Genomic DNA, 16,478 nt, shown 5'->3' on the forward strand with positions numbered 1-16,478 from the left:
GCCCGGGTCGCCGCGCCCGTGACCTGCGCGTGTGAGTGGTTCGTCATCCGCAGGTAACCGATGACACGGGACTGCAACCGAAGACGTCCACCTGGACTCACGTTTGCAACGTCGGCGACATCGACCGCGTCATTTGGCTCGGAAAACTGTCGAGTGACAGAAACCGGTACCCGGGGCGGCCCGGGAGAGGTGACGCTTCCGTCCTCTGCAGGAGAGTTCATGACGACTACCGCGCCGACAGCGTCGAACGACCGGGGCGACCTGGCCGAGTTCGGCTACGAGCAGCAGTTGCACCGATCCCTCGGGAAGTTCGCGTCCTTCGCGGCGGGCTTCTCCTTCGTCTCGATCCTCACCACGATCTTCCAATTGTTCGGTCTCGGTTTCGGATTCGCCGGTCCGGCCTTCTTCTGGACGTGGCCCGTGGTGTTCCTCGGCCAGTTCATGGTCGCGCTGTGCTTCGCGGAACTCGCGGCGCGCTACCCGATCTCGGGAGCGGTCTATCAGTGGTCGCGTCGGATGGGCGGCGAGATCGTCGGGTGGTTCGCCGGCTGGTTCATGATCCTCGCGCAGATCGTCACCGCGTCCGCGGCCGCGATCGCGTTGCAGGTGGTGCTGCCGTCCGTCTGGAGAGGCTTCCAGGTGATCGGCGAGGATTCGGCGCTCACGTCGCCGAGCGGTGCCACGAACGCCGTCCTGCTCGGGTCGATCCTGCTGGTGCTGACGACCACCATCAACTGCGTCGGTGTGAACTGGATGTCCCGCATCAACAACATCGGAGTGACCTGCGAGATCGTCGGTGTCGTCGCGGTGGTGGGCATGCTGTTCACCCACGCCGAGCGTGGGCCCGAGGTCGTGTTCGACACGGGTGCCGCCGGCACCCAGCCCGGGTACATCTGGGCGTGGATCGTCTCGGGCCTGATGGCGGCGTACGTCATGGTCGGTTTCGGGTCGGCCGGTGAACTCGCGGAGGAAACGCGGAACCCTCGTCGCGTCGCCCCGCGCACCATCCGGTTGGCGCTGTCGGTGTCCGCACTCGGCGGTGGCCTCATGATCGTGGGTGCACTGATGGCGGCGCCGAGTCTCACCGACGGCCGCCTGGCCGCCGAGGGTCTGCCGTACGTGCTGACGTCGATCCTGAGCTCGCCGTGGGGAACCCTGCTCCTGGTGGACGTCGCGATCGCGGTGTTCGTGTGCACGCTCGCCATCCAGACCGCTGCCTCCCGGCTGATGTTCTCGATGGCACGCGACGGCCGGTTGCCCGCCAGCGGCGCGCTGTCGAAGGTCAACGGCAGGACCGGTACCCCGATCGCGCCGTCTGTGCTGATCGGTCTGGCATGCATCGTGGTCCTCGCCGTGAACGTCGGTAACTCGGCGATCTTCACGACGCTGTCGAGCGTGTGCATCGTGCTGATCTATCTCGCCTACCTGATGGTGACCGTTCCGCTTCTGGTCCGCCGGCTGAAGGGGTGGCCCAACGGCGGCGCACAGGTCGACGCGGACGGGCGAAAGTTGTTCTCGCTCGGCGTGTTCGCGATCCCGGTGAACATCGCAGCCGTCGCCTATGGGCTGCTGATGGTCGTCAATCTGTCCTGGCCTCGCGCCGAAATCTTCAACCCCACAGGGGAATTCCCGATCCTCCAGTGGTCCGCGCCGATCACCGTGGTGGCAGTGGTGCTCGTCGGAGCGCTCTGCTATCCGCGCAGCAAGGCCGTCCCGAACCCCGTCACGATTGGAGCCTGAAGTGACCACCACCAGCCCCGCCGAGCTGTCGACCTCCACCACGAACGGAGCCAGGGCGCACGCCCGCGCCCAGGCCGGCACCATCACCGATTCGATGCCCATTCTCCCGGCCTCCGCCTGGCCGACCCCACCCGCCGGTATCCCCGCCGAGCGCCTCACGTGGGCCGAGACGGTGCCGGGCGGACGCTACACCTCCAAGGTGCTCGCTCGCGGAACCCGGATCCGGCTGCGCGACATCGACGGAGCGGCCTGCGCCAACGTCCTGCTGTACCGGGCCGACGCCCCGTGGGAGCGGCTCAACGTCGCCGACACGGTCAAGGTGCCGTGGCAGGCCTACCTCGGCGTCGGGCACCCGCTGCTCTCCGACGCGGGCCGGGTGCTGGCCACCGTGGTCGCGGACACCTCCGGTCGGCACGATGCGCTGTGCGGTACCACCAGTCGTGCCGGGAACACCGCGAAGTACGGGTCCGGGTCGGTGCACTCGCCGTCGCCCGCGGGCCGGGAGCTGCTGACCCTCGCCGCCGCGAAGCACGGACTGGAACCCCGGGACCTGCCGCCGGCGCTGTCGTTCTTCCACGGCGTCCGCGTCGAAACCGACGGCGCGCTGACGAGCATCGGCACCGCCGGCGCCGGAGCGTACGTGGAACTGCTGCTGCATCTTCCGCTGATCGTGCTGATCGCCGACGCGGCGCACCCGCTCGATCCCGACCCCGAGTTCTCCACCACCGCCCTCGAGGTTCTCGCGTGGTCCGCCCCCGACGACCTCGACACCCTCCCCACCGACGACCCCGAGTACCGCCGGGCCGTTCTCAACACCGAGGACGCCTGGACCGCGCTGCACCCCGGAAAGGACGCGTGATGACCACCATGCTGCCCGCCGCCCACACCCTGGCCCTCGTATCCGGCGAGGTGGTCCTCGACGAGACGGTCGCGGCCCGCGGCCCGTGGTCGGCCGTGATCGCGGCCGGCGACGTGCTCACGATCGTCGACCTGCACGGCAACCAGGCCGTCGACACCCTCGTCTACGCCGCCGACGAGCACTCCCGCAGGTACTCGGCCGCGGCGACCGTCGTCGCGCAGCGCAACCTGTTCCTCACCACGGGCAGCGTGCTGCGGGCCGACGACGGCGGCGCGCTCATGACGATCGTGGCCGACGAGGTGGGCAATCACGACACCGTCGGCGGCGCGTGCTCGCAGGAGTCGAACACCCTGCGATACGGCCACCACACCCGCCATCAGCACGCGTGCGTCGAGAACTTCCTGATCGAGGGCGCGCGCTGGGGACTCGGCAAGCGGGACCTGGTCTCGAACATCAACTTCTTCATGAACGTGCCGGTGGATCCGGACGGCGCGCTCGGCATCGTCGACGGGCTGTCCGCGCCGGGCAAGCGGCTCGCACTGCGAGCCGACGTCGACGCGCTGGTGCTGGTCTCGAACTGCCCGCAGATCAACAACCCCTGCAACGGGTTCGATCCCACCGCGGTCCGGATGATCGTCACCCGACCCTCCGGACTCGTGGAGGTGCGGTCATGACCGCGAAGTGCACAGTGCTCCGTCCGGGTATGGGCACCACCGTCCAGGACTACCCGGGCCGCACCGGCTACTGGCAGATCGGGGTGCCGCCGTCGGGTCCGATGGACGACCTGTCGTTCCGTCTCGGCAACGTCGCCCTCGGAAACCCGGAGGGGGTCGCGGGATTCGAGGCGGTCATGGCGGGCCCCGCGCTGCGTTTCGACGAGCCCACTCAGGTGTGCGTGACCGGTGCGCCCACCCGGGTGACCGTCGACGGAGTGATGGTCCCGCAGTGGCGCCCCGTCGCGGTGCCGGCCGGGGGAGTGCTGGACGTCGGTGCCGTCTCCGGGCCGGGACTGCGCATCTACGTGCTCGTCGCGGGCGGGCTCGACGTCCCCGAGTTCCTCGGCAGCGCGGCGACGTTCACACTGGGCCGGTTCGGTGGACACGAGGGCCGCACGCTGCGCGAGGGCGACACCCTGGCGCTGGGCGAGACACCCGTGGCGCGGCCGAATCCCGTTCCCGCCGAAGCGGTGCCGGCGCTGTCTCGGCACTGGGAGATCGCCGTGACGGAGGGGCCGCACGGGGCACCCGAGTTCTTCACCCGCGCCGACATCGAGACCCTGTACCGGACCGACTACGAGGTGCACTTCAACTCCGACCGCACCGGCGTGCGACTGATCGGCCCACAGCCCGACTGGGCCCGGCCGGACGGCGGGGAGGCCGGACTGCACCCGTCGAACATCCACGACAACGCGTACTCGGTCGGCGCGCTGGACTTCACCGGGGACACCCCGATTCTGCTCGGCCCGGACGGACCCAGCCTGGGCGGCTTCGTCTGCCCGGTCACGGTCGTCGCCGCGGACCGGTGGAAGCTGGGGCAGCTCGCACCGGGCAACACGGTGCGGTTCGCGCCGGTGCGGGCCGAGCATGCGGCGTCGAGGCGTGAGCTGGGCCTGGGCCGCCGGGCATCGCTACCGGCGGTGCTCTCGGCCGGCGGCGACGGCGACGACGGTGTGATCGCCCGCCGCGACGGCGACACCGCGGTCACGTACCGGCGCTCCGGCGACGACAACGTCCTCGTCGAGTATGGCGACATGACCCTCGACCTGGCGCTGCGGGCCCGCGTGCACGCGCTGCACCAGCACCTCGCCGCGGATTCGACCGCCGGACTGCTGGACCTGACGCCCGGCATCCGGTCGCTCCAGGTCCGTGTCGACCCCGACGTCCTGCCGGTGTCGACGCTGCTCGGCCTGCTCTCCGAGGCCGAGGACGCGATCCCGGCCGCGAACGAACTGGTGGTGCCGACTCGGACGGTGCGGATGCCGCTGTCGTGGGACGACCCGGCCACCCGGGAGGCGATCGCGCGGTACATGCACGGCGTCCGGTCCGACGCGCCGTGGTGCCCGTGGAACATCGAGTTCATCCGCCGGATGAACGGGCTCGAGTCGGTGAACGACGTCTTCGACACAGTCTTCGGCGCGGACTACATGGTCCTGGGCCTCGGCGACGTCTACCTCGGCGCCCCGGTCGCGACGCCATTGGATCCGCGGCACCGGTTGGTGACCACCAAGTACAACCCGGCGCGCACCTGGACCCCGGAGAACGCGGTGGGCATCGGCGGCGCCTACCTGTGCATCTACGGCATGGAGGGCCCGGGGGGCTACCAGTTCGTCGGCCGCACCACCCAGGTGTGGAACCACCGGCATCCGCAACGGTCGGGTCCGTTCGAAGACGGGACGCCGTGGCTGCTCCGGTTCTTCGACCGGATCTCCTGGTATCCGGTCGAACCCGAGGAGTTGCTGGACCTGCGGGCCGATCTCGCGGCGGGACGCGGCGGCGGCATCGAGATCGGCGACGGCAGTTTCTCGCTGGCCGAACACGAGGCGTTCCTCGACACCAACTCCGACTCGATCGAGGCATTCCGGGCACGGCAAGCGGTGGCGTTCGGCGACGAGCGGCGACGGTGGGCGGAAGCCGGCGAGTTCGCGCGCGGATGAACCGCTCGGTTGACGTCCCTGGGAGTGGGAGGCGATTTGCCGCGGGGTGGTGAATGGGTGTTCACTCGGGGGTGAACGCCCATTCACCGCCTTTACTGTGCCACTGCAGCTCGGAGATGATCCATTGTCAGCACGACCCGCGACCGCGCCGCTCTCGCAGCCCCCGTCCCCGACCCGCCGTTCCAGCGCGCTCATCACCGCGGTCCTGTGCATGTGCGGAACGATCGTGTCGCTGCAGCAGACCCTCGTCGTCCCGCTGCTACCGGATCTCCGAGACATCCTCGGAGTGAGCGCCGACGACGCGTTCTGGCTGGTCACGATCACTCTGCTCACCGCGGCCGTGGCCACCCCGATCGTCTCGCGCCTGGCGGACATGGTCGGCAAGCGCCGCATGATGCTGGTCGCGATGGGGATGATGGTCTGCGGTTCGCTGGTCGCCGCGCTCGGTGGCACGTTCGTCGCTGTGCTGATCGGACGCGGTCTGCAGGGCTTCGCGTCGTCCCTGATCGCGGTGGGCATCGGGATCATGCGCGACGAACTTCCCCGTGAGAAGGTCCCGGCCGCGACCGCGCTGATGAGCGCGACGCTGGGCCTGGGCAGCGCACTAGGACTCCCGCTGGCGGGCGTCATCTACGCGAACCTCGGGTGGCATGCGATCTTCTGGATCTCCGCCGCGGCCGGGGCGCTGCTGTTCGTGGCCGTGGTGCTGGTGGTTCCCGAATCGAAGGTGCTGACGCCGGGACGGTTCGACTTCCTGGGCGCACTCATCCTGTCGGTCGCGCTGGCATCGCTCCTGCTGGGCATTTCCAAGGGCGGGTCGTGGGGCTGGGGCAGCAGCCGAACGATCGGCTGCTTCGTGCTCGCCGTGGTGGTGCTCGCGATCTGGATGCCGTACCAGTTGCGGGTGAAGGATCCGATGGTCAACCTGCGGACCTCGGCGCGGCGCCCGGTCCTGCTCACCAACCTGGCATCGATGATCGTCGGGTTCGCGATGTTCGCGAACATGCTCTCGACCACCCAGCAGTTGCAGATGCCGGAGGGTACCGGCTACGGCTTCGGGCTCAGCGTGTTCACCGCCGGACTGTGCATGGTGCCGGCAGGTCTGGCGATGGTGGTCTTCTCGCCGCTGTCCGCGAAGATCACCACGCGATTCGGCGCCCGGATCACGCTCATCACCGGCGCGCTGATCCTCGCCGTCGCGTACGTGGTCCGGGTCCTGTTCAACGGTTCGATCGAGCTGATCATCCTGGGCTCGATGATGGTCAACATCGGTACGGCGATCACGTACTCGGCGATGCCGATCCTCATCATGCAGGCCGTGCCGATCTCGGAGACCGCCGCCTCCAACGGCCTGAACTCGCTGCTCCGCTCGATCGGAACCTCGACCTCGAGTGCGGTGGTCACCGCCCTCCTGACCGCGATGACGCTCGACGTCGCCGGGGTCCAACTGCCCACGCTCGCCGCCTTCCAGACGGTGTTCGCCGTCGCCTGTGGCATGGCGATCCTCGCAGCCGTCGTCGCGTGGTTCATCCCGCGGACGGCACGGAAGGTGCCGGTGTCCACGGTTGTGGAGGCGTCCGCCGAGGCGCGGGTGGAGACAGCGTCGTGACTAGGGTTGGCCACGTGAGCGGAAAGTCCACGCGAGAGAACATCATCGACGCGGCGCGTGCCCTGTTCGCCGACCGCGGCTACACGGCCACCACGATCAAGGACGTCGCCGAACGTGCCGGGTGCTCGCCCGCGATGGTGATGAAGCTGTTGGGGAGCAAGGCCGAGCTGTACTCGGCTGCAGCGCCGTCGCTGCCGTCTGCCGCGGATGATCCGCACGTGTGCGAGGACGAGTCGGTGGGTCTTCGGCTGGTGCGCAACATCGTCGAACGGCGCGACGCCGACGCGTCCGAGCCGTGGGTGATGATGCCGTTGCTCATCCACGAGGCGCCCGATCGCGACGCCGCCCAGGCCGAGGCGCGGGAACGCTACATCGGCGCCATCTCGTCGAAGATCGGCGACACCTCCGAGGATCGACTGCCCACCCAGATGGTGGTCTCGGTGCTCCTCGGGCTCGCGACGGGACTGCGCACGGTCGGCCTGCTGCCGGTGGACGCACTCGACAGCGACGAGCTCGTCCGACGCTACGGCGCGGTGGTCCAGTCGATCATCGACAGGATCGACCGGCCGTAGGCCGCGATCGGTCACCTCGCTCGTGGCGTCCGACGACATTCTTCTGCGAATCCAGCAACTAACTCGTAAACAGTCGGAAACGACCATCACCGACTGCCTCTGTCACCCGCCGGACACTGCGCTCTTCCGCTTCTTCCGACGTGTCGAGGACGTGGCCACCGAGCTCGCCGAGGTCGGAGAATTGATCCCACATCGTGAGGATCGGTCCCTCGTCGATCAAGGCGCTCGGAGCGGTCCGGGCTTGGGCTCGCTTCAGCGTGATGTCGCGCCGCGGTCGGAGCACGACGTAGTGGACCGCCAGGTCCGGGTGCTGCGCTGCGTGGGTTCGGAAGTGCCCGAGCATCCAGGGCCCCACGATTCCGTCGATCACCGTGGCGAAGCCGCCGAGCGCATAGGTGTAGGCGGCACCTGCGATCACATCCATCACCGTCTGGTTCTGTGCATCCGACGCGGGGTCGTACGGAGGTATGGCACCTGTAACGATGTAGTGCCAGAAATCGTCCGTGTGCAGATGAACGCCCTTGCTGTAACTGCGGGCAACCTTCGCGGCGAGTGTCGACTTGCCGGCTCCGGGTGGGCCGGTCAGGATGATCACTCGTCCGTTCACGGACGTCAAGCTACCCCGGTCCTGCTGTATTGAGCATCCGAGATTTCCCGTTCTGGTCGGTGTCGGGAAGGCAGGGGAAGTCAGGGGAAGTCAGGGGAAGCGTTGAGCTGCGAGGTCTCTGGATCAACCAGGCCACGACGATGGTCAGAACGTTGCGGGATTCCAGACGAAGAACGGCAGCGGCACGACGATCTGCGCGCGGTTGATGCGGTGTTTGTTGCCCCAGGGGTCGATCTGATAGATCTCGGTGACGCCGTGCCATGACGCGCAGTGCATGTCGGCAGTGCCGAAGGGGCTGAGTACGACATTCTTGGTGGGGGTGTCCGGCTCCCACGGGAGTCGGAACTGATTGCTGCAGGGCTGATACTGCCCGAAGCTGCCGAAATCCTGAGCCGCTGCTGCCGGAGCGAGAACGCTACTCAGTCCGATTGCGAGTACCCCAGCGGCGACAAACCCTGAAGACTTCATCCGACCCCCCCACAACAGTCGTAGTTGGTGTGTTTCTCGATTCGGGGAGCGGCGGCGTTACACGCCCCTGGTCCTTCCCGGAGCACACGGTGAAACCGCGGGTGAATCTCGAGCCGACATCTCCGATCCGGACACTCGGGGCCTTTCCATCGGTATGGTCCACCACCGATGCCGTGTCCAGGGGGAGCGACCAGGCATCCGGATCGATCGCCGTCCGTGCGCACGTCCAGCAGCACGCGGCGTCTGCAGGTTCTCAGGGGAGGAAATTCGCATGGGGAGTTCGACACTCGGGTGCGCCCGCGTCCTGGCCGCCGCGGTGGCCGTGTCCGCTTCACTGCTCGCGGTGCCGGCGACGGCGTCCGCCGGTGGTGACGCTTCCGGTACGAGAGCCGCCGCCGCGTCGGACGTCTCGGCTCCCTACCTGGTGAGCACCACGAAGAACTCCGACCGGAAGGTCACCATCTCGGTGTACTCGGCTGCGATGGACCGCAAGATCCCGCTCGAGGTCATCCTTCCCGCGGACGCCAGCCAGCCGCGCCCGACGCTCTACCTCCTCAACGGCGCAGGCGGCGGCGAGGACTCGGCCACCTGGCAGCGCAAGACCGATGTCATGAACTTCTTCCGGGACAAGAACGTCAACGTCGTCACCCCGCTCGAGGGTGCGTTCAGCTACTACACCGACTGGGTGAAGGACGACCCGACGCTCGGTCGCCAGAAGTGGCAGACCTTCATGACGCAGGAACTCCCGCCGGTCATCGACGAGGCCTTCGACACCAACCGGGTGCAGTCCATCGCCGCGATCTCCATGACGGCGACCTCGGTACTCAACTACGCGATCGCCAAGCCCGGCTTCTACAAGAGCGTCGGCTCCTACAGCGGCTGCGCCGAGACCAGCACCTGGGCAGGCAAGAACGCCATCCAGATCGTGACCGGCGTGCGCGGCGGTGTCGACGTCACCAACATGTGGGGTCCCCTCGACGGGCCCGGCTGGGTGGACAACGATCCTGTCGTCAACGCCGAGAAGCTCCGGGGCACCGAGCTCTACATCACCACCGGTTCCGGGCTGCCCGGCCCGCACGAGACGTTGAACGGGCCCGGTATCAACGGGCAGGTGGGAACGCTCGCGAACCAGGTCATCGTCGGCGGGGTGCTCGAGGCGGCCACCAACTACTGCACTCACAATCTGGCGAACCGTCTCGCCCAGTTGAACATCCCGGCGACGTTCGACTTCAAGCCGGGCGGCACCCATTCGTGGGGCTACTGGCAGGACGACCTGCACAACAACTGGCCGGCGATCGCTCGGTCGATGGGAATCTAGCCCGCCGATTGCACCGCAGTGCGCCGCGTCCGGATCCGCGAACGGTCGCGTCCGGCTTCCGTTTTCGGCGCGATTCGGGGTCGGCGCCGCGTGCCGGCCGGGCGCACGCGCTCGAGCAGCGCGAATACGGTAGCCGAATTCGCGTGTGCGCGTCGGATGCCGGAGGAACTGAAACGAATCGGTCGCCGGATCGCTCAGTCATTGCTACCGTCACCGCACACAAGGAAACCGACAGGACTGGTGCGCGGGGTTGCGCCATCCCCAACGAAAGGCGGACCCGCGCAGATGATGTCGATGCCGCGTCTCCGTACGGCTCGACGACTGATTCCCGGGGACGTCGGATCCTGTTCCACCCGTGATCGAACGGGCTCATTTTCTTGTGGTTCCACCGATCCGATTCGGATCTGATTCGACCTTCGAGAAGGGTGCACGCATGGGAAGCGCGAAGTTGCGGTTGGGATTCCGGCGGTTGATTGCAGGTGCGTTAGCAGGTGCAGGGCTGACGACGGCCCTCGTTATCGGTTCCGCATCGACCGCATCGGCGCAACCCGCGCTTCCACCCTTACCAGGATCGGCTGACGTGGCGCGGTTTCTGAACGATGCAGCCTCCACGTTGAACAACGTTGCAGGAGCGCTCCAGAGCTTCGACCTCGGCTCCAGTTCGGGACTGCCCTTCGGCAGCCTGGGTGGTCTCGGCGGCGTCGTCAAGCCGGCGTCCGGTCCGATCACCACCCGTTTCGGCGGCGGGCACCTGGGCATCGACATCGCTGCCAACATGGGGGCGCCGATCTACGCGGTGGCCGACGGCACCGTCATCAACGCCGGTCCGGCGTCGGGCTTCGGTCTGTGGGTCCGGATCCGGCACAACGACGGCACCATCACCACGTACGGCCACAACGACGCCAACCTCGTCTCGGTCGGTCAGCGCGTGTCCGCGGGCCAGCGCATCGCCAACGTCGGCAACCGTGGAAACTCCACCGGCCCGCACCTGCACTTCGAAGTCGACCTGCCCGGCGGAATCAAGACCGACCCCATCGCCTGGCTGGCGATGCGCGGCGTCCTCATGTTCTGACGCATGTTCTGACCCGACCGGGACATGACCGGGACATGACCGGGTCGTCGGACGGTTCGGGCCGCACCGCCGAGGAGACCTCGATGGTGCGGCCCGAGACGGCTTCGCCGTGCGCTCAGTCGGTGACGACGGCGTCGGCCTCGATCTCGATCAGCAGGTCGGAATCGATGAGCGCGCTCACCTCGAGAATCGTGGTGGCGGGGCGGATCTCGCCGAAGACCTCACCGTGGGCGAGGGCGGCCTCCTCCCACTTCGACATGTCGCGCAGGTACATGCGGGTGCGGATGACGTCGTTCAGCGACGCGCCGGCCTCGGTCAACGACGCCGCGATGGTCGCGAGGGCACCGCGCGTCTGCTCCTCGAGCGTCGCGCCGGGGGAGGTGGTGCCGGACACCGCGATCTGGTTCCCGATCCGCACTGCGCGGGAGTAGCCGATCTTGGGCTCCCATTCGGAGCCGGAGGAGATGTTCTTTCTGGTCATGGTCGGAGATTCTGGCAGTCCAATGTTTCGGGCATGTGGCCTGGCCTCCGTCCGGATGTCTCGAACATTTCTTCGAAGAATTGGTTGACATGGTTTAGTACAGATGTTCGACTGGGTTCATGAGGTGGCAGGGTCAGACGCTCGACGCGGACGACGGCGCACTTCCAGGTCTCGAGCGTGCAGGCCTGGTGCGGAGTATTCAGACGCCGGAGTTCGAGGGAATCACCTTTCACGAGGTGCTCTGCAAGAGCGCGCTCAACAAGGTGCCGGAGGGTGCGTCGCTGCCGTTCGACTTCACCGTCAACGCCTTTCGCGGATGCAGTCACGCGTGCCGCTACTGCTTCGCCCGTCCGACCCATGAGTATCTGGACCTCGATTCGGGGCACGACTTCGACTCGCAGGTCGTGGTGAAGATGAACATCGCCGCCGTGCTCCGGCGCGAGCTGTCGCGTCGATCGTGGAAGCGGGAGCACGTCGCGCTCGGCACCAACACCGACCCGTACCAGCGCGCCGAGGGGCGCTACCGGTTGATGCCGGGCATCATCGGCGCGCTCACCGAATCGCGCACGCCCTTCTCGATTCTGACCAAGGGCACGCTGCTGCGCCGGGATCTGCCGCTGCTGCGGCAGGCGGCCGAGCGCGTGTCGGTCGGCGTGGGGGTGTCGCTCGCGATCCACGACCCGGAGTTGCAGAAGGCCGTCGAGCCGGGGACACCGTCGCCGCGGGCGCGGCTCGACCTCATCCGCGCGGTCACCGATGCCGGGCTGCCGTGCAACGTCATGGTGGCCCCGGTCATCCCGTATCTGACCGACTCGACGGCGCACCTGGACGGGCTGCTGTCGGCCATCGCCGAGGCCGGCGCGGCCGGGGTGACGATCTTCCCGATGCATCTACGGGGCAGCACCCGTGGCTGGTTCCTGAACTGGCTCGCGTCCGAGCATCCCGCCCTCGTCCGGCGGTATCGGCAGCTCTACGGTCGCGGTGCCTACGTCACCCCCGAGTACAAGGCATGGCTCCGGGCGCGGGTGGAACCGATGGTCGAGAAGTACGGTCTCGGCGGGCGTTCCGAGCATCGTGCCGTGCCCGCGCCGGACCGCCGCGAGTTGGTGGGGGCCGGCGCGGCGCCCGCACTGACCCTCTTCTGAGTGCTGCGGTCAGCCCAGTCGCTCGACGATCAACACGTTTGCGGTGCCGCCGCCCTCGCACATGGTCTGCAGGCCGTACCGTCCGCCGCGGCGTTCGAGTTCGCTCAGGAGCGTGGTGAACAGCTTGGTTCCGGTGGCCCCGAGGGGATGACCGAGCGCAATTCCGCCGCCGTTGACATTGACGCGCTCCGGATCCGCTCCGGTCTCGGACACCCACGACAACACTACCGATGCGAACGCCTCGTTGATCTCGATCACGTCGAAGTCGTCGATGCGCATCCCGGTCCTGCGCAGCGCGTACTCCGTGGCCGGAATCGGCGCGCTGAGCATGAAGACCGGGTCGGCGCCGCGGGCGCTGACGTGATGGATCCGGGCGCGGGGGACGAGGTTGTGCGCCTCGACGGCCGCCTCGGACGCGACCAGTACGGCGCTGGCGCCGTCCGAGATCTGGCTCGCCAGCGCGGCGGTGAGCCGTCCGCCCTCGCGCAGCGTCGGAAGTGCCGCCATGGCTTCGAGGCTCGTGTCGCGGGGACATTCGTCGACCGCGAACGTGCCGACCGGGACGATCTCGGTGTCGAACCGTCCCGCGCTGATCGCGTCGTTCGCCCGCGCGTGACTGCGCAGGGCCCAGTGCTCCATCTGCTCGCGGCTGATATCCCACTTCTCGGCGATCAGTTCCGCGCCCCGGAACTGGGAGATCTCCTCCGCACCGTAGCGGCGCTCCCATCCGATCGAGCCCGAATGCGGATCCTCGAAGCCGAACTGCCGTCCGACGGTCATCGCCGAGGAGATCGGGATCCGGCTCATGTTCTGCACGCCGCCCGCCACGACCAGATCGGCTGTGCCGCTCATGATTGCCTGCGCCGCGAAATGCAGCGCCTGCTGGCTGGAGCCGCACTGGCGGTCGACGGTGACTCCCGGGACCGTCTCGGGCAGGCCGGCCGCCAACGCGGAGGTGCGCGCGATGTTGCCTGCCTGGCCGCCGATCGCGTCGACACAGCCGAAGATCACGTCGTCGACGGCCGTCGGATCGATGCCGGTCCGGTCCACGATCGACCGGATCACGCTCGCGCCCAGGTCGATCGGATGGACGCCGGACAGGCCGCCGTTCCGGCGGCCCACCGCGGTGCGAACCGCATCGACTACGTATGCCTCGGTCATGGCCCGACCTCCTCGGTCGCCGTCGTCGCGAGCGGTGTCGGATCGACGGTTTAATTGGTTAGATAATTAATCTATACCAACCGACGGGGCCGATGTCCACGGTTGCCGGGGCGGGGCCGTCACCGGGAGTTCGCGGACGTCCAGTACGGCGCCCGCAGGAGGCGCTTGGTGAGTTTGCCCATGTTGCTGCGTCCCAGCGACTCTCGGAACTCGATCGTCCGGGGAATCTTGTAGCCCGCCAGCCGGTTTCGGCAGTGGGCGAGGAGCGCATCAGGGTCGGGCCGGTGGTCGACGTCCCGCGGCACGACCAGTGCCCGCACCGACTCGCCCATGTCGGTGTCCGGAACCCCGATGACCGCGACGTCCGCGACCTCCGGATGCGCCATGAGGACCTGCTCGATCTCGGCCGGGTAGACGTTGACGCCGCCGGAGATGATCATGTCGGTCTCGCGATCGGTGATGAAGATGAAGCCCTCGTCGTCGACGTACCCGACGTCGCCCAGGGTGAACAGTCCCGGTCGGATCAGGGCCTCGGCCGTCTTGTCGGCCGAGTTGAGATAGGCCACTGCTCGTCCGTCCCGTTCCTCGAACGCGAGCCGTCCCTCGGCTCCGGCGGGCAGTTCGCGGCCGTCGTCGTCCACGGCCACCGCCCGCACGAACGGCGGTCGCACCCGCCCGACGCTGCCCGGCCGCACCAGCCAGTCGGCGCTGGAGATCCCGCACAGCGGCCCGGATTCGCTGCCACCGTACGAGTCGAACAGCACCGGCCCGAACCAGTCGATCATGGCGCGCTTCACGTCCTGCGGGCACGGTGCGCCGGTGTGGGTGACGAGCCGCAGCGAGCTCACGTCGTACCGGGCGCGGACTGCGGCGGGCAACGACAGGAGACGGTGGAAATGCGTGGGCACCATCAGCGTTGTCGCGATGCGATGCCGCTGGATCGTCGCGAGCACGGTTTCGGCGTCGAACTTTTCGAGGACCGTGACCGGCCTGCCGGACGCGACCAGTCGGACACCGGCGAGGGGGCCGGTGTGGTGCAGCGGGCCGACGACGAGATGTCCGGGCCACTGCGCCAGCGGCAGCGTGCCCATCGAGCGGACGTAGTCGTCGACGGTCGCGCCCGGATCGGGGCTCCCGGCCAGGCTGTTGACGCCCTTGGGGCGGCCGGTGGTGCCCGACGTGTAACTCAGGAACGGCATCGCCGGGACCTCGGTCGGGGGAGCGGCATCCGACGCCGCTGCGAGCCACTCGTCCCAGTCGACGACGGCCTCGCCGGGCACCCGCCAGCCCACGACCAGCGGTACCCCCGCCGCGCGGGCCGCCGCCGCACCGATCGCGGCCGTCTCGGGACCGACGAACAGGGCGTCGGCGTTCGAGTCCTCGAGGATGTAGGTCAACTCCCGGGCCGTCAGGTGATAGCTCGCCGGCACCGGTGAGCTGCCCGCGTAGATGATGCCGACGTGGGCCAGGATGGTCTCGGCCGAGTTGCGGGCGAACACCGCAACCCGGCGATCGGGGCCGACGACCACATCGCGGAGCGCGTTCGCGACCCGGTTCACGACCGATTCGACGTCCGCCCACGACAACTCGGCGCGGCCGTCGCGCAACGCGACCTCGTCGGGTGCGCTGAGCGCACGTTCGCGGTGCACGGTCGACACGGCGGCCTCCTTCGAACGATCTACTGCGAGTGTCGAAGACAGGCTATGCGGCAGGCTCTCAGCGCAGTGCCGGGGGATTGTCCAGGCTGCGCGCCGAGTAGGTGTCGCACGCGCTCACCTTCCCGGTGTTGTAGCCGGCCAGGAACCAGGCCTGACGCTGGTCCGACGACCCGTGGGTCCAGCCCTCGGGGTTCACACGGGCGCCCGCGGACCGCTGGATCCGGTCGTCGCCCACCGCCGACGCCGCCGACAACGCGTCGCGGATGTCGTTCTCGGTGAGCGGCTTCAGGAACGGCTGGGAGCTGTTCGGGCCTGGCTGGGTGGATGCGTAGTGCGCCCAGATGCCGGCGTAGCAGTCGGCCTGCAGTTCGGTGCGCACGGCCTGCGAGGTTGCACCACGTGGATCCTGCTGCGCCCGTCCGATGTCACCGAGCTGGTTCTGGATGTGGTGGCCGAACTCGTGGGCAACCACATACTCCTGCGCCAGCGGACCGGCATTGGCGCCGAATTGGTCGACGAGGAGTTGGAAGAAGCTTGTGTCGAAGTAGGCGGTCGAATCGGCGGGGCAGTAGAAGGGGCCCACGTCACTCGTGGCGTATCCGCATCCGGTGTTGACGGAGCCGGAGAAGAGGACGACCTTCGGCGCGACGTACTTCACCCCGGTCTGCGCGGGCAGCTGGGTGCCCCACGCGGCATCGAGGCTCTCCGCGGTTCCCGCCATGCGGCAGCCGATGTCGCGGTTCGCGTCGGTGCCGAATTCGCAGTCGTCGAGGGCCGCGCCGCTGACCGCGCTGGTGCCGGAGTCCAGGGGTGTTCCTGTCGCCCCGCTCAGACCGCCGAGGATCGAGCCCGGATCGCCCCCGAGCAGGAGCGCCAGGATCAGCACGATCAGGCCTCCGGCGCCGCCGCCGAGGACGAACTTGCCGCCGCGCCCGCCGCCTCCGCCTCCACCGACGGAGACGCGCTCCGCGTTGATGCGGACATCGTCGTTGAAGGTCATTGCGCTGGCTCCCTGTCCGAAACACCTGTGCTGGTCGTTACAGCTTTCCAGTAATCCGGCATGCGTTTGGCGATAACACGCGGTGCCTCCGTAGGATCGCAGCAGACAGAACACCGTGTTGGAAGCACGGATCGA

General features: G+C 68.2%; 14 protein-coding genes and 1 pseudogene. 9 read left to right on the top strand and 6 right to left on the bottom strand.

Going from position 1 to position 16,478, the window contains the following annotated elements; genetic code table 11:
- Positions 1 to 219: 219 nt before the first annotated feature.
- From DEU38_RS17305 to DEU38_RS17330, 6 genes are all read left to right on the top strand, one after another.
- A complete protein-coding gene (locus DEU38_RS17305) occupies positions 220 to 1,740 on the top strand; it encodes an amino acid permease (protein WP_114722643.1) in 1,521 nt (506 codons plus the stop codon).
- 25 nt (positions 1,741 to 1,765) lie between these two features.
- Positions 1,766 to 2,599, top strand: a complete 834-nt coding sequence (locus DEU38_RS17310; protein ID WP_114722746.1) for an urea amidolyase associated protein UAAP1 — start codon at positions 1,766 to 1,768, stop codon at positions 2,597 to 2,599.
- The gene (locus DEU38_RS17315) at positions 2,599 to 3,273 is read left to right on the top strand and encodes an urea amidolyase associated protein UAAP2 (RefSeq protein ID WP_114722644.1); all 675 of its coding nucleotides are present in this window, start codon (positions 2,599 to 2,601) and stop codon (positions 3,271 to 3,273) included. Before DEU38_RS17310 ends, DEU38_RS17315 begins: the two co-directional genes overlap by 1 nt.
- Positions 3,270 to 5,252 (top strand): 5-oxoprolinase/urea amidolyase family protein, encoded by a 1,983-nt coding sequence (locus tag DEU38_RS17320; RefSeq protein ID WP_114722645.1) that lies wholly within the window; start codon positions 3,270 to 3,272, stop codon positions 5,250 to 5,252. Before DEU38_RS17315 ends, DEU38_RS17320 begins: the two co-directional genes overlap by 4 nt.
- Positions 5,253 to 5,376: 124 nt before the next feature.
- Entirely contained in the window at positions 5,377 to 6,861 is a 1,485-nt protein-coding gene (locus DEU38_RS17325; protein ID WP_258557967.1) for an MFS transporter, read from the top strand.
- A 14-nt stretch (positions 6,862 to 6,875) separates the two neighbouring features.
- The gene (locus DEU38_RS17330; RefSeq protein ID WP_258557968.1) at positions 6,876 to 7,433 is read left to right on the top strand and encodes a TetR family transcriptional regulator; all 558 of its coding nucleotides are present in this window, start codon (positions 6,876 to 6,878) and stop codon (positions 7,431 to 7,433) included.
- A gap of 58 nt (positions 7,434 to 7,491) precedes the next feature.
- On the opposite strand, the gene DEU38_RS17335 is transcribed toward DEU38_RS17330, so the two are convergent.
- Entirely contained in the window at positions 7,492 to 8,040 is a 549-nt protein-coding gene (locus tag DEU38_RS17335) for an AAA family ATPase (protein WP_114722748.1), read from the bottom strand.
- A gap of 144 nt (positions 8,041 to 8,184) precedes the next feature.
- Positions 8,185 to 8,508, bottom strand: coding sequence for a hypothetical protein (locus DEU38_RS17340; RefSeq protein WP_114722647.1), 324 nt, complete (start codon positions 8,506 to 8,508; stop codon positions 8,185 to 8,187).
- 271 nt (positions 8,509 to 8,779) lie between these two features.
- On the opposite strand from DEU38_RS17340, the gene DEU38_RS17345 reads away from it, so the two are divergent.
- Both DEU38_RS17345 and DEU38_RS29275 read left to right on the top strand, forming a co-directional pair.
- Positions 8,780 to 9,826, top strand: a complete 1,047-nt coding sequence (locus tag DEU38_RS17345) for an alpha/beta hydrolase family protein (RefSeq protein ID WP_114722648.1) — start codon at positions 8,780 to 8,782, stop codon at positions 9,824 to 9,826.
- A 664-nt stretch (positions 9,827 to 10,490) separates the two neighbouring features.
- A pseudogene (locus DEU38_RS29275) lies at positions 10,491 to 10,898 on the top strand (M23 family metallopeptidase); the annotation flags it as partial.
- Positions 10,899 to 11,013: 115 nt separating this feature from the next.
- On the opposite strand, the gene DEU38_RS17355 reads toward DEU38_RS29275, so the two are convergent.
- Positions 11,014 to 11,379: a RidA family protein gene (locus DEU38_RS17355; RefSeq protein WP_114722649.1), complete on the bottom strand. Its 366-nt coding sequence runs from the start codon at positions 11,377 to 11,379 to the stop codon at positions 11,014 to 11,016.
- Between the two features lie 119 nt (positions 11,380 to 11,498).
- Between DEU38_RS17355 and DEU38_RS17360 the strand changes: the two genes are divergently transcribed.
- The gene (locus tag DEU38_RS17360; protein WP_114722650.1) at positions 11,499 to 12,524 is read left to right on the top strand and encodes an Rv2578c family radical SAM protein; all 1,026 of its coding nucleotides are present in this window, start codon (positions 11,499 to 11,501) and stop codon (positions 12,522 to 12,524) included.
- A 9-nt stretch (positions 12,525 to 12,533) separates the two neighbouring features.
- Here the strand turns inward: DEU38_RS17360 and DEU38_RS17365 are convergent, their stop codons facing one another.
- From DEU38_RS17365 to DEU38_RS17375, 3 genes are all read right to left on the bottom strand, one after another.
- Entirely contained in the window at positions 12,534 to 13,685 is a 1,152-nt protein-coding gene (locus tag DEU38_RS17365; RefSeq protein ID WP_114722651.1) for an acetyl-CoA C-acetyltransferase, read from the bottom strand.
- Between the two features lie 119 nt (positions 13,686 to 13,804).
- Positions 13,805 to 15,343 (bottom strand): AMP-binding protein, encoded by a 1,539-nt coding sequence (locus DEU38_RS17370; protein ID WP_114722652.1) that lies wholly within the window; start codon positions 15,341 to 15,343, stop codon positions 13,805 to 13,807.
- Positions 15,344 to 15,401: 58 nt separating this feature from the next.
- A complete protein-coding gene (locus tag DEU38_RS17375; RefSeq protein WP_114722653.1) occupies positions 15,402 to 16,343 on the bottom strand; it encodes a neutral zinc metallopeptidase in 942 nt (313 codons plus the stop codon).
- Positions 16,344 to 16,478: the final 135 nt, after the last annotated feature.

Origin of the sequence: Rhodococcus sp. AG1013 (assembly GCF_003350365.1) — a bacterium.
Taxonomy (GTDB): domain Bacteria; phylum Actinomycetota; class Actinomycetes; order Mycobacteriales; family Mycobacteriaceae; genus Prescottella.

Bases quoted from the DNA above. Each gene is read 5' to 3' on its own strand.
- DEU38_RS17320 (WP_114722645.1), top strand. From the start codon at position 3,270: ATGACCGCGAAGTGCACAGTGCTCCGTCCGGGTATGGGCACCACCGTC.
- DEU38_RS17340 (WP_114722647.1), bottom strand. From the start codon at position 8,508: ATGAAGTCTTCAGGGTTTGTCGCCGCTGGGGTACTCGCAATCGGACTG.
- DEU38_RS17315 (WP_114722644.1), top strand. From the start codon at position 2,599: ATGACCACCATGCTGCCCGCCGCCCACACCCTGGCCCTCGTATCCGGC.
- DEU38_RS17355 (WP_114722649.1), bottom strand. From the start codon at position 11,379: ATGACCAGAAAGAACATCTCCTCCGGCTCCGAATGGGAGCCCAAGATC.
- DEU38_RS17365 (WP_114722651.1), bottom strand. From the start codon at position 13,685: ATGACCGAGGCATACGTAGTCGATGCGGTTCGCACCGCGGTGGGCCGC.
- DEU38_RS17360 (WP_114722650.1), top strand. From the start codon at position 11,499: ATGAGGTGGCAGGGTCAGACGCTCGACGCGGACGACGGCGCACTTCCA.
- DEU38_RS17375 (WP_114722653.1), bottom strand. From the start codon at position 16,343: ATGACCTTCAACGACGATGTCCGCATCAACGCGGAGCGCGTCTCCGTC.
- DEU38_RS17345 (WP_114722648.1), top strand. From the start codon at position 8,780: ATGGGGAGTTCGACACTCGGGTGCGCCCGCGTCCTGGCCGCCGCGGTG.
- DEU38_RS17305 (WP_114722643.1), top strand. From the start codon at position 220: ATGACGACTACCGCGCCGACAGCGTCGAACGACCGGGGCGACCTGGCC.